Below are 13,129 nucleotides of genomic sequence, written 5' to 3' on the forward strand. Positions count from 1 at the left end.
GAATCATGAAAGCGATCAGCGCCGCTAGCGAAGTGATTATGCATTTTACCATCAAGCTTGAAGATGGCTCGGTGGCCGATACCACCCATAATGCGGGGAAGCCTGCGAAATTGGTGATGGGAGACGGCAGTCTGACCGAAAACTTTGAAAACTGCTTATTGGGCTTAAAAGAAGGCGCCTCGAGCAGCTTTACCTTAGCGCCTGAAGATGCCTTTGGGCAGCCAAACCCTGATAATATTCATCATATGGATCGCCGCCATTTCGGAGGAGAAACACCCGCCGAAGAAGGTGCGATCATTGCGTTTAGTGGTCCTCAAGGGCAAGAAATTCCGGGGATTATTACTGCGGTCTCTGGCGACTCAGTCACCGTTGACTTTAATCATCCTTTGGCGGGTAAAACCGTCATTTTTGACGTTGAAATTATAAGTGTGCAATAAGGCGTAGTCATGAAGATCCTACTTGCGAACCCCCGTGGCTTTTGTGCGGGCGTCGATCGTGCAATCAGTATTGTTGAACGAGCGTTAGAAATCTATCAACCGCCGATTTATGTGCGTCATGAAGTGGTGCACAACCGCTTCGTCGTGGAAGGGTTGAAGCAGCGTGGGGCGATTTTTGTTGAGCAGATCAGCGAAGTGCCTGACGACAGTATTGTGATCTTCTCTGCACACGGTGTATCACAAGCGGTGCGGAACGAGGCGAAATCGCGTCAATTGACCGTGTTTGATGCCACCTGTCCATTGGTGACCAAGGTTCATATGGAAGTGGCGCGCGCAAGCCGCAAAAACATGGAAGTGGTGCTGATAGGCCATGCGGGCCACCCAGAAGTGGAAGGCACCATGGGTCAATACGCCAGCGAAACGGGTGGCATGTATTTGGTCGAAAACCCAGACGATGTCTATACCCTCAAGGTCAACGATCCAGATAACCTACATTATGTCAGTCAAACTACACTATCTGTGGATGAAACGGCAGATGTGATTGATACCTTGCGGCAGGTATTTCCCAATATCCAAGGCCCGCGCAAAGATGATATTTGTTATGCCACACAGAACCGCCAAGATGCAGTACGCGATCTTGCGCAAAGCTGTGATGTGATGATTGTCGTTGGATCGAAAAATAGCTCAAATTCAAATCGCCTCCGTGAGCTTTCTGAAAAGCTAGGTACGCCTGGGTATTTGGTCGATACAGCACAAGACATTGCCCCTGCTTGGTTAGACGGCATGCATACCGTTGGGATCACGGCAGGAGCATCGGCGCCTGAAGAGCTGGTGGATCATATTATCGAGCGCATCAAGCAGCTTGGTGCCACAGAGGTTGAAAATCTCTCTGGACGAGAAGAAAACATGTTCTTTGAAGTGCCGAAGGAATTACAAATTCGTGAGGTCACTTAACCGTGATGATCCAGACCAAAATGGGAAGCGAAAGCTTCCCTTTTTTTCGCCAATATACAAGTGCCAGGGAACGCGCTAGAGTGGTTAGTTATGATCAAGGAGCCAATTTGCTGGCAAAGTGACAAAGGGGAAAATCATGGTACGTATTGCCATTGCAGGCGCGGCTGGACGAATGGGCCGCAACCTTATTCAAGCCGTTGCACAATACTCGGGCGCAACATTGGGGGCGGCTAGTGAGCGCCCTGAATCTAGCCTAGTAGGCACAGATGCGGGTGAGTTGGCAGGGATTGGTCGTTTAGGGGTTAACGTGGTGGACGACCTTGCTAATGTCAGTGATGACTTCGACGTGATTATCGACTTTACCGCACCATCGGCCACGATGGCGCATTTGGCGTTATGCCAACAACAAGGTAAACAATTAGTCATTGGCACCACCGGGTTTGACGAGGCGCAAAAACAAGTCATTCATGAGGCCGCTGAGTCAACTGCCTTAGTCATGGCGCCCAACTACAGTGTGGGGGTGAACCTAGTGTTTAAGTTGCTCGAGCAAGCCGCTAAAGTGATGGGGGAGGAATGCGATATTGAAATTGTTGAAGCCCACCACCGCCATAAAGTGGATGCCCCTTCAGGCACAGCGCTAGGTATGGGCGAAGCGATTGCGGGGGCAATGGGTAACAACCTCAGCGATGTGGCTGTCTATGCGCGAGAAGGGAATACGGGCGAGCGCAGCAAAGACGAGATTGGTTTTGCCACCCTTCGTGCCGGTGACATTGTTGGCGAACATACTGCGATGTTTGTCGATATCGGTGAGCGTGTTGAGATCACGCATAAGGCCTCAAACCGTAATACCTTTGCCAAAGGCGCGGTCCGTGCGGCGGTTTGGCTCAATCAGCATCCGTCGGGTTTTTATACCATGCAAGATGTCCTCGATTTAAAATAACTATTCATCGCGCTTCGGCGCGATGTTTTTTGGTTATACGTAAAACGCCCTCTCTGTTTGTGTTACTCCTCCAGCTTTATCTATTTTTTACTGAGCTCATGCCGCCATTTTTTCACGAGACTCTATTTATCAGGTCTTAAAATCACAGGTAAACGTTTGCTAATGAGCTTTTATTTTTTTAGACAGATATTGTGTCTTACGTAATGATGCTGTCAGTAATTTGGGTGTTTTTTGTACCGTAAAGTGGATTTAAGCTGTGTTTTATGGCGGTTTAGATGAAGAAAGCTATTGAGTGGTAAATAAAGAAAACAAAAAACGCGGGTTTGATTGACAGCTTCTCCATGCATCCCTAGAATGCGCGCAATTTGTCAAAATTCAGCTTGACGCGGGTTTTGATCTTAGATGGAATACGTAAATGCAACGTTAGTCGTTAAAAGTGCATTTTTATATAAACTGGAGGTTGTCTTGAGCAAGTTTGCGCTCCTAGTCCTAGAAGATGGGACAGTGTTCCACGGTACCCCGATCGGCGCGGATGGCTCCGCGGTGGGAGAAGTGGTTTTCAATACCTCGATGACGGGGTATCAAGAAATTGTCACCGACCCCTCTTATTCCCGTCAAATAGTCACTCTTACTTATCCCCACATTGGCAACACCGGCACCAATACCGAAGACGAAGAATCCTCCCAAGTTCACGCTCAAGGCCTCGTGATTCGTGATCTCCCTCTCTTAGCTAGCAACTTCCGCAATCAACAATCCCTTTCTGATTACCTCAAGCAACACAACATTGTTGGCATTGCCGATATTGATACGCGCAAGCTCACCCGTTTGTTGCGTGAAAAAGGGGCGCAAAATGGTTGCATTGTCGCTGGCGACAGCGTGGATGAAGCATTGGCTTTGGTTAACGCGCAAGATTTTCCTGGCCTCAAGGGCATGGATCTCGCCAAAGAAGTGACCACTCAGGAAAGCTACAGCTGGACACAAGGCTCTTGGCAACTTCATCAAGGCTTACCCGATGCGTTACCTGATAGTGAATTGCCTTATCACGTAGTGGCGTATGACTTTGGTGCTAAACGTAACATTTTGCGTATGCTGGTTGACCGTGGCTGTCGTTTGACGGTGGTGCCTGCCACCACGCCCGCAGACGAGGTGCTGGCGATGAATCCGGATGGAGTTTTTCTATCCAACGGTCCTGGCGATCCAGCCCCGTGTGACTACGCGATTGCGGCGACGCAAACCTTCTTAGCGAAAGGCGTGCCTTTATTTGGTATTTGCTTGGGCCACCAAATTTTAGCACTGGCGAGCGGTGCTAAGACGTTGAAAATGAAATTTGGCCATCATGGTGCCAATCACCCGGTGAAAGATTTAGACCGAGACGTGGTGATGATCACCAGCCAAAACCATGGCTTTGCGGCCGATAAAGATAGCTTGCCAGACACATTGCGGGTGACCCATGTGTCTTTGTTCGATGGCAGCTTACAAGGCATTCATCATATTGAAAAACCCGCATTTAGCTTCCAAGGCCACCCAGAGGCAAGTCCAGGACCGCATGATGCGGCGCCTCTTTTTGACCACTTTATCGACCTTATCAAACAACATCGCGCCTAATCGGAGTCGTTGAGCATGCCAAAACGCACAGACATAAAAAGCATTCTAATCCTGGGCGCAGGCCCGATTGTCATCGGCCAAGCCTGTGAATTTGACTACTCAGGGGCACAAGCGTGTAAAGCGCTACGCGAAGAGGGGTACCGGGTTATTCTCGTGAACTCGAACCCAGCGACCATCATGACTGATCCCGAAATGGCCGATGCGACCTATATCGAGCCGATTCAGTGGCAGGTAGTGAAACATATTATTGAGAAAGAGCGCCCCGATGCGGTGTTACCGACCATGGGCGGTCAAACGGGATTAAACTGTGCACTTGATCTCGAGCGTCACGGCGTACTGGCGGAATTTGGCGTAGAGATGATTGGTGCAACAGCCGACGCCATTGATAAAGCGGAAGACCGACACCGTTTTGATGAAGCGATGCGCAGTATTAACCTTGAGTGTCCGCGTGCGGGCATTGCCCACAGTATGGATGAGGCTCACAAGGTACTCGATGAAGTGGGTTTCCCTTGTATTATCCGCCCTTCATTTACCATGGGCGGCACTGGTGGCGGTATTGCCTACAACCAAGAAGAATTTAAAGACATTTGCGAGCGAGGTCTGGATTTGTCGCCAACCAACGAGCTGTTGATTGATGAATCCTTGATTGGTTGGAAAGAGTACGAAATGGAAGTGGTGCGGGATAAAAACGATAACTGCATCATTGTCTGCTCGATTGAAAACGTCGATGCGATGGGTGTCCACACTGGTGATTCGATCACCGTCGCGCCCGCTCAAACATTGACCGATAAAGAATACCAATTGATGCGCAATGCCTCTGTGGCTGTGCTGCGTGAAATCGGTGTCGAAACCGGTGGGTCAAACGTTCAGTTTGGGATCAACCCTAATAATGGGCGCATGGTGATCATTGAAATGAACCCGCGTGTCTCGCGTTCATCAGCCTTAGCATCAAAAGCAACCGGTTTCCCGATTGCCAAAGTAGCGGCCAAATTAGCGGTTGGCTTTACCCTTGATGAGCTGATGAATGATATTACCGGCGGCGCCACACCGGCTTCATTTGAGCCGACCATTGATTACGTGGTCACGAAAATCCCACGTTTTAACTTTGAAAAATTTGCTGGCGCCAATGATCGACTGACGACCCAGATGAAATCCGTGGGCGAGGTGATGGCCATTGGCCGTAACCAGCAAGAATCGTTACAGAAAGCATTACGCGGTCTAGAAACCGGCGCATCTGGTTTTGATGAGATGGTCAACCTGGATGACGATACCGCATTGACGCGTATTCGCCATGAGCTGAAAGAGCCGGGCGCCGAGCGGATTTGGTATGTCGCGGATGCCTTCCGTGCAGGCATGTCGGTCGATGGGGTTTTCAACCTCACCAATATTGATCGCTGGTTCTTGGTGCAAATCGAAGACATCGTCAAACATGAACAACAAGTCCGAGATAATGGGTTTGCTGGTCTTAATGCGGTCGCGCTACGCCAATTAAAACGTAAAGGTTTTTCCGATGTGCGCTTGGCGAGTCTTCTCGGGGTGTCTGAAATTGAAGTGCGCAAACTACGGGATAAATTCAACATCCATCCGGTCTACAAACGCGTTGATACGTGCGCAGCTGAGTTTTCCTCTGATACCGCGTACATGTACTCAAGCTATGATGATGAATGTGAATCGCAACCAACCGATAAAAAGAAAATCATGGTTATCGGTGGTGGGCCGAACCGTATCGGACAGGGCATCGAGTTTGATTATTGCTGCGTCCATGCTTCGTTAGCGCTGCGCGAAGACGGCTATGAGACCATCATGGTGAACTGTAACCCTGAAACCGTCTCTACCGACTATGATACTTCCGATCGCCTCTACTTTGAGCCGGTGACCTTGGAAGATGTGTTGGCGATTGTTCGGGTCGAAAACCCTGAAGGGGTGATTGTTCAGTATGGTGGCCAAACCCCACTTAAACTGGCTCGAGCGCTAGAAGCGGCTGGGGTGCCGATCATTGGTACCAGTCCTGATGCAATTGACCGTGCGGAAGACCGTGAACGCTTCCAAGATGCGGTAGAGCGTCTAGGGCTGAAACAACCTGCCAACGCCACCGTGACAGCATTAGAGCAGGCGGTGGAAAAAGCGAAAGAGATTGGCTACCCGCTCGTGGTGCGACCGTCTTATGTGCTTGGGGGACGGGCGATGGAAATCGTGTATGACGAAACGGATTTGCGTCGCTACTTTAATGAGGCCGTGAGTGTGTCGCATGAATCTCCCGTCTTGCTCGATCACTTCCTTGACGACGCGACCGAAGTAGATATTGATGCCGTGTGTGACGGTGACATCGTTGTCATTGGTGGCATTATGGAGCACATTGAGCAAGCGGGGGTGCACTCTGGCGATTCGGCGTGTTCACTGCCTGCGTATACGTTGAGCGATGATGTTCAAGATCGGATGCGTGAACAAGTGCGTAAATTAGCCTTGGAGCTTGGTGTACGCGGCTTGGTGAATACCCAGTTTGCGGTGAAAGATGATGAAATTTATCKGATTGAAGTAAATCCGCGGGCTGCACGAACGGTTCCATTTGTGTCTAAAGCGACAGGGGTGCCGCTGGCGAAAATTGCTGCTCGCGTCATGGCAGGACAATCACTTGCCGAGCAAGGGTTCGTGAACGAAGTGATTCCACCTTACTATTCCGTGAAAGAGGTGGTACTCCCGTTTAATAAGTTCCCAGGCGTGGATCCTTTACTTGGGCCAGAAATGCGCTCAACCGGTGAAGTGATGGGCGTGGGCGATACCTTTGCTGAAGCGTTTGCTAAAGCGGATTTAGCCTGTGGCAAAGCCTATAGCGAAAGCGGGCGAGCCTTGTTGTCGGTTCGCAATAATGATAAGCAGCGCGTGGTCGACCTGGCCGCGAAGTTGCTGAAACTTGGCTTTGAGCTTGATGCCACCCACGGCACTGCCGTTATTCTGGGAGAAGCGGGGATCAATCCGCGCCTTGTCAACAAAGTGCACGAAGGACGTCCGCACATTCTTGACCGCATCAAAAACGGTGAGTATAGCTATATTGTCAATACCACCGAGGGGCGCCAAGCGATTGAAGATTCAAAAGTCTTACGTCGTGGTGCGCTGGCCGCCAAGGTCAATTATACCACCACACTGAATGCGGCCTTCGCCACGTGCATGGCGTTAACGGCGGCCGACACCACCAAAGTGAATCCGGTACAATCGCTGCACGCACGAGTACTGACCAAGTCTTAACGCTGATAACACTGGGATAGCCGTAGAGACCAGGCCCGCCTTTTTGGCGGGTCTTTTTTTATGGCCGGTTTATGGCTGAGCGTGAGCGAAAGCAGGTACGAGCTGGCCACGGATCAATGCGTGATAAAACTCACGTTCAAATTGGGTGATCGGTGCGGGTACATTGTCAGGTAACGCGTCTTCATCCGGGTGATAATGACTGACTAACTGCACCACAATATGCGCCTGCCCGGTGTCATCCTCTAGTAAACCGGCCAAGTTAAAACTGCCATAAAGCGAGCCGCTCTTGGCTTTTAATCGCCCTTTAATCGGCGCGTGTCGGACACTTTGCCGATACTTAAGTGTGCCATCCATGCCTGCCGTGGGGAGCATATCAATCAGTCCCAGCTCAGGGTGCGTCGAGATATAGTGAAGAACACTGGCCAACTGGCGCGCGCTTAAACGGTTGTTTCGGGATAAACCGGATCCATCCACTAAGATCGCGCGGGATAGGTCGATCCCTGCCTTTTGCAAGATGGCTTTAACTGCCGCGACGCCATTGCGGTAAGATCCCGGCTGCTGAAAATAGCGCCGCCCGAGCGCTTTCAAAAGGTTATCCGCAATCAAGTTGTCTGAGTCTCGCAGCATGGTGGTCAGCAGTGACGGTAACGGGACAGAGTGATGGCGGGCAAGTTCACGATGTTGGCTAGGAGCCGGTGCGACCAGAATTTGACCATTGAGGTGCACATTCAATCGTGCGAGCTCATCGGCAACAATGGCTTTCACATAGGCGGAAGGGGTTTGAACCGCAAAATTTAATGGCAGCGGCCTGTCCCGGTGGGCAAGACAGCCAGAAAAGTGATACTGATTATCCGCGGTGGCGGTTAAATCAAGCCCGCAGTGACGCGCTGTTTGCTGTTCTTCTGTCACCGTAAGGGCGTCGCTAGTCACTGAAATTGGCTGATGACGAGGAACATGAACGCGTGTTTGTACTTGATCGGGCTGGCTGTATATTGCCCCCTGCACACAATTATGATCCAGTGTTATTGCGGTTGAGGGAGCGCTGTAACAGACGGCGAGAATATCCCAAGGCCATCCGGGGGCGCGAGAGCGACCAGCGAAGGCTTGGCCGTCCAGGTAAAGATGATTGATATTATCCAGCCCTCGACGAGGCAGTTGACTAAGTAGCTGACGAATATCTTTGCGAGTTAATAAGGGATCGCCATTAAAAATAAGCGCGATGTCATCGCCAGCTTGTACCAGCCGTGTCGAAAAACGGAAGGTACTCGGTAAATAAAGGCGAGCGGCGAGCCCGGTGAGTAGCTTTTGTGTACTCGCAGGGGGAAGCAATGCATCCACTTGCTGACTAAGCTGCGGTTGTGTGTGTTGGGGATCGCTGACCCACAAGGCGGCCTGACTGCCTTGGGGCAATAAAGGGGTCAGCTGTTCAAGCGTCAGCTGATTCGATGCATAAGCTAGTGATGTCGTGAATAATACGCTAAGTGCGAGGCAGAAAATAACCGCTAGGCAACGTATCGGTGCTAGGCAGCGAAAAAGAGCGCGAATCATGAGTGAGAGCCTTTGTGTTATTGCATCGTGTTTATCCTACCTTGTCCAGCCTTGAAGACAAGCCGCACGCAGGCCTGATACACCTCATCTGCTGGACAATCACCGGCTGGTCGGTCACGCTATTGCCGGATCAGAGATGATTTTGCGCCAATTCTTGTTTACAATCGAAAAAAAGCGTTGAATTCCGCCGCGCCCAAATTTTTGTTTGGGCGTGGCTTTGTTTTGCCAAAATCCCTTTGCTGTGGATTGAAAGAGGTAATGTCATTTATGGATAAAGTGCCAATGACCGTACGCGGCGAGCAGCTGCTACGAGAAGAGCTGGACAAGTTGACCAAACGTCGCCCAGAGATCTCTAACGCCATTGCAGAGGCGCGTGAGCTGGGTGATTTAAAAGAAAACGCGGAATATCATGCTGCGCGAGAAGAGCAGGGGATTTGTGAAGCGCAAATCCGCGATATTGAATACAAACTGTCGGTCGCTCAAGTGATTGATGTCACCAAAATGCCGAATAATGGCAAAGTGATTTTTGGTGCTACCGTGACTGTGATTGACATCAATACCGACGAAGAACTGACCTATCGTATCGTGGGTGATGATGAGGCGGACATTAAAGCCAACCTTATTTCAGTGAACTCACCGATTGCCCGAGGCTTAATTGGTAAAGAAGAAGGCGAAGAAGTGAGCATCACCACACCGGGTGGTGTGAAAGAATTTGAGATTGGCAGCGTCGATTACGTCTAAGTAAAGTGTTACGAGATGTAACTTTTCGCTGAGTTTTCAACAGTAAAAAGGCCGCGACGCGGCCTTTTTTGTTATGCTTCAGCGCAAGTGCGGCAAACCACTAAGGCCACCCAAACTATTTGCGTGGTAATGTGATTTTACGCTCTTCGCTTTGACGGTAAATCACCAGTGTTTTGCCGATAACCTGCACTTTTTCGGCGCCAGTTTCACGAATGATAGCGTCGACAATCAGGTTTTTGGTCTCGCGGTCTTCTGATGCGACTTTCACTTTGATCAATTCATGGTGGTCAAGCGCAAGCTCAATTTCAGCGACCACGGCTTCGGTTAAGCCATTGGCGCCCATTAAGACTACAGGCTTAAGCTGGTGAGCCAGTCCTTTGAGATACTGTTTTTGTTTGGTGCTGAGTTTCATGTTGGCTCGATTTCTATTTGCTAGGGGTTGAAAACATGCCATTCTAACGCCATCTCATCACAAACTGAAACAGTATAAAGACGCTCCATGGCAACCGAATTATCTAGATAGCCGCTTTTGAGCTACCTTTAATAATAACATTCAGTGCGCAATCGATTGAATTTTATGATAATGCGTTGCCAACAATAGGGTTTGGTTAGGAACAACATGGCGAACAAAAAGCATTCAGCTAGCTCAGGACGTTGGTTGAAAGAACACTTTGACGATAAGTATGTGCACGAAGCGCAAAAAAAAGGTTATCGCTCACGCGCTATCTTTAAACTGGAAGAAATCCAGCAAAAAGATCGCATCTTAAAGCCCGGTATGACAGTGGTCGATTTAGGGGCCGCGCCTGGCGGATGGTCGCAGTATGCGGCGACGCAAGTCGGCGATGAAGGCCAAGTGATCGCGTGCGATATCTTACCGATGGATTCGATGCCAGGCGTCAGCTTTCTCCAAGGCGATTTTCGTGAACAAACCGTTCTTGATGCCCTTCTTGATCGTATACAACCTGACATGGTTGACGTGGTGATGTCTGACATGGCGCCGAACATGAGTGGCAACCAGGCGGCAGACCAACCGCGTGCGATGTATTTGGTGGAGCTGGCGTTGGATATGTGCCGGGAAGTGTTAGGCCCCAAAGGCTGCTTCGTGGTAAAAGTATTTCAAGGAGAAGGCTTTGATCATTATCTGGCCGAAGTCCGTAAAATGTTTACAGCGGTCAAAATTCGTAAACCCGACTCATCCCGCGCACGGTCGCGAGAGGTCTACATTGTGGCTACAGGTTATAAACTGTAGTACCCTTACATTTATCTATCTCAGTTATGCGAGGCTAACACCTTGAGTGACATGGCAAAAAACTTGATTCTGTGGCTGGTTATCGCCGTTGTCTTAATGTCTGTGTTCCAAAGTTTTGGACCAGGTGACAGCGCCGGTCGTCAAGTCGACTATACCTCTTTCGTACGCGAAATCGGCAACGATCAAATACAGGAAGTAAAATTTGACGATCGCGAGCTGGGTGTCACTCGACGTGACGGCTCGAATTATGTCACCTACATGCCTGTTATGAACGATCCAAAGTTGTTAGATGACTTGCTTAACAAAAATGTCAGTGTCAAAGGGACACCACCAGAAGAGCCAAGCATGTTGGCGTCTATCTTCATCTCGTGGTTCCCTATGCTGTTGCTTATCGGGGTATGGATATTCTTCATGCGTCAGATGCAAGGCGGGGGCGGCAAAGGCGCTATGTCATTTGGTAAATCAAAAGCCAAAATGATGAGCGAAGAGCAGGTCAAAACATCGTTCACCGATGTCGCTGGTTGTGACGAAGCAAAAGAAGACGTCAAAGAGCTGGTGGATTACCTGCGTGATCCAAGCCGATTCCAAAAACTGGGCGGTAAAATTCCAACCGGTGTATTGATGGTGGGGCCTCCGGGTACGGGTAAAACCTTGCTGGCGAAGGCCATTGCAGGCGAAGCGAAAGTGCCTTTCTTCACCATTTCCGGCTCTGACTTCGTCGAAATGTTCGTGGGTGTCGGTGCATCACGTGTCCGTGATATGTTTGAGCAAGCCAAGAAAGCGGCACCGTGTATTATCTTTATCGATGAGATCGATGCTGTGGGTCGTCAACGCGGCGCTGGCTTAGGCGGCGGTCACGATGAGCGTGAACAAACCCTTAACCAAATGCTGGTCGAAATGGACGGCTTTGAAGGGAACGAAGGGGTGATTGTTATCGCCGCGACGAACCGTCCTGATGTCTTGGATCCTGCTTTATTACGTCCGGGGCGTTTTGACCGCCAAGTCGTGGTGAGCTTGCCTGATGTCCGCGGCCGTGAGCATATTCTAAAAGTGCACATGCGCAAAGTCCCCCTCGGCAATGATGTCGATGCATCGCTTATTGCACGTGGTACCCCAGGGTTCTCAGGGGCCGATTTAGCTAACTTGGTCAACGAGGCGGCATTGTTCTCGGCTCGCGGTAACAAGCGTGTGGTCTCCATGGTCGAGTTTGAACTGGCTAAAGACAAAATCATGATGGGTGCAGAGCGCCGTTCGATGGTGATGTCAGAAGAAATCAAAGAGTCGACTGCCTATCACGAAGCAGGCCATGCCATTGTTGGACGTTTAGTGCCGGAACATGATCCTGTCTACAAAGTCTCGATCATCCCACGTGGACGCGCATTGGGTGTGACCATGTACCTGCCTGAGCAAGACCGCATCAGCATGTCGCGTCAGCACCTGAACTCGATGATCTCAAGCCTTTATGGCGGTCGTTTAGCCGAAGAGCTGATTTACGGAAAAGACAAAGTCTCGACCGGGGCATCCAATGACATTGAACGCGCAACAGAAATTGCTCGTAAAATGGTCACGCAATGGGGCTTTTCAGAGAAACTAGGTCCATTGCTCTATGCGGAAGAGGAAGGCGAAGTTTTCCTTGGCCGTTCAATGGCACAGACCAAGCATATTTCGGACGAAACGGCGCGCTTGATTGATGGAGAAATCCGTCAAATCATTGACAGTAACTACGACCGTGCAAAACAAATCTTGGAAGACAATCTCGATATCATGCATGCGATGAAAGATGCGTTGATGAAATACGAGACCATCGATGCGGCACAAATCGATGACTTGATGGCCCGTCGTGATGTTCGCGAGCCTGCAGGTTGGGAAGGCGGTGACGGGGGGTCTTCATCGGATGACACGCCCAAAAAACCGGATGAATCAGCGACGAAAGCATCTGATGAACAATCAGATGATAAAAAACAAAAGCCGTTAGATTCAGAAAACCAATCTGAAGCGTAAACCAACAGTAATACAAACCCCGATACGTCGGGGTTTTTTTGATCGTGCTTGGAAGTAAACGCATGGAAATAACACACCAGAATAAAACCCTGTCTCTTGATAGCCCCGTCGTTATGGGGATCCTCAATGTCACGCCGGACTCTTTCTCTGATGGCGGATTGTTTCAACAACAAAGCAAAGCCGTTGAGCGGGCACGACAGATGCTGGCTGATGGCGCGACGATTATCGATATTGGGGGCGAGTCGACCCGTCCTGGTGCCGCTGATGTGGCAGAGCAAGACGAAATTAATCGTGTTGTACCAGTGATAAAAGCTATCCGCGAGCGATCGGATTGCTGGATCTCGATTGATACCAGCAAAGCTGCGGTCATGCGCGCCGCTGTCGAAGCTGGCGCGAACCTTATCAATGATG

At 50.1% G+C, this 13,129-nt stretch carries 11 protein-coding genes; 9 read left to right on the forward strand and 2 right to left on the reverse strand.

All coding sequences use genetic code 11. The features are described from left to right. Nucleotides 1–5: 5 nt before the first annotated feature. From fkpB to carB, 5 genes are all read left to right on the forward strand, one after another. Nucleotides 6–437, forward strand: a complete 432-nt coding sequence (gene fkpB, locus BZG77_RS07865) for an FKBP-type peptidyl-prolyl cis-trans isomerase (protein WP_021023299.1) — start codon at nt 6–8, stop codon at nt 435–437. Nucleotides 438–446: 9 nt separating this feature from the next. After that, nucleotides 447–1,391 carry a 4-hydroxy-3-methylbut-2-enyl diphosphate reductase gene (gene ispH, locus BZG77_RS07870; protein ID WP_077646830.1) on the forward strand — a complete coding sequence of 315 codons (945 nt, stop codon included), beginning with the start codon at nt 447–449 and terminating at the stop codon, nt 1,389–1,391. Between the two features lie 136 nt (nt 1,392–1,527). Next, a complete protein-coding gene (gene dapB / locus BZG77_RS07875) occupies nt 1,528–2,331 on the forward strand; it encodes a 4-hydroxy-tetrahydrodipicolinate reductase (RefSeq protein WP_077646831.1) in 804 nt (267 codons plus the stop codon). 465 nt (nt 2,332–2,796) lie between these two features. Further along, nucleotides 2,797–3,936, forward strand: coding sequence for a glutamine-hydrolyzing carbamoyl-phosphate synthase small subunit (carA, locus tag BZG77_RS07880; RefSeq protein ID WP_077646839.1), 1,140 nt, complete (start codon nt 2,797–2,799; stop codon nt 3,934–3,936). Between the two features lie 15 nt (nt 3,937–3,951). Beyond that, nucleotides 3,952–7,179: a carbamoyl-phosphate synthase large subunit gene (gene carB, locus BZG77_RS07885; protein WP_077646832.1), complete on the forward strand. Its 3,228-nt coding sequence runs from the start codon at nt 3,952–3,954 to the stop codon at nt 7,177–7,179. 69 nt (nt 7,180–7,248) lie between these two features. Here the strand turns inward: carB and dacB are convergent, their stop codons facing one another. After that, a complete protein-coding gene (dacB, locus tag BZG77_RS07890) occupies nt 7,249–8,727 on the reverse strand; it encodes a D-alanyl-D-alanine carboxypeptidase/D-alanyl-D-alanine endopeptidase (RefSeq protein WP_077646833.1) in 1,479 nt (492 codons plus the stop codon). Nucleotides 8,728–8,994: 267 nt separating this feature from the next. On the opposite strand from dacB, the gene greA reads away from it, so the two are divergent. Beyond that, the gene (gene greA, locus BZG77_RS07895; RefSeq protein WP_021023293.1) at nt 8,995–9,468 is read left to right on the forward strand and encodes a transcription elongation factor GreA; all 474 of its coding nucleotides are present in this window, start codon (nt 8,995–8,997) and stop codon (nt 9,466–9,468) included. A gap of 115 nt (nt 9,469–9,583) precedes the next feature. Here the strand turns inward: greA and yhbY are convergent, their stop codons facing one another. Continuing rightward, nucleotides 9,584–9,880, reverse strand: coding sequence for a ribosome assembly RNA-binding protein YhbY (gene yhbY, locus BZG77_RS07900; protein ID WP_021023292.1), 297 nt, complete (start codon nt 9,878–9,880; stop codon nt 9,584–9,586). 207 nt (nt 9,881–10,087) lie between these two features. Here yhbY and rlmE point away from each other — a divergent pair, with 207 nt between their 5' ends. The 3 genes from rlmE to BZG77_RS07915 all read left to right on the forward strand — a co-directional run. Continuing rightward, nucleotides 10,088–10,717 carry a 23S rRNA (uridine(2552)-2'-O)-methyltransferase RlmE gene (rlmE, locus tag BZG77_RS07905; RefSeq protein ID WP_077461719.1) on the forward strand — a complete coding sequence of 210 codons (630 nt, stop codon included), beginning with the start codon at nt 10,088–10,090 and terminating at the stop codon, nt 10,715–10,717. 51 nt (nt 10,718–10,768) lie between these two features. Beyond that, nucleotides 10,769–12,718 carry an ATP-dependent zinc metalloprotease FtsH gene (ftsH, locus tag BZG77_RS07910; RefSeq protein ID WP_077646834.1) on the forward strand — a complete coding sequence of 650 codons (1,950 nt, stop codon included), beginning with the start codon at nt 10,769–10,771 and terminating at the stop codon, nt 12,716–12,718. 62 nt (nt 12,719–12,780) lie between these two features. Beyond that, the coding region (locus BZG77_RS07915) for a dihydropteroate synthase (protein ID WP_198532402.1) at nt 12,781–13,129 on the forward strand (349 nt) is incomplete at its 3' end.

It is taken from the genome of Salinivibrio sp. IB643 (genome assembly GCF_001996105.1).
GTDB classification, from domain to species: Bacteria; Pseudomonadota; Gammaproteobacteria; order Enterobacterales; family Vibrionaceae; genus Salinivibrio; species Salinivibrio costicola.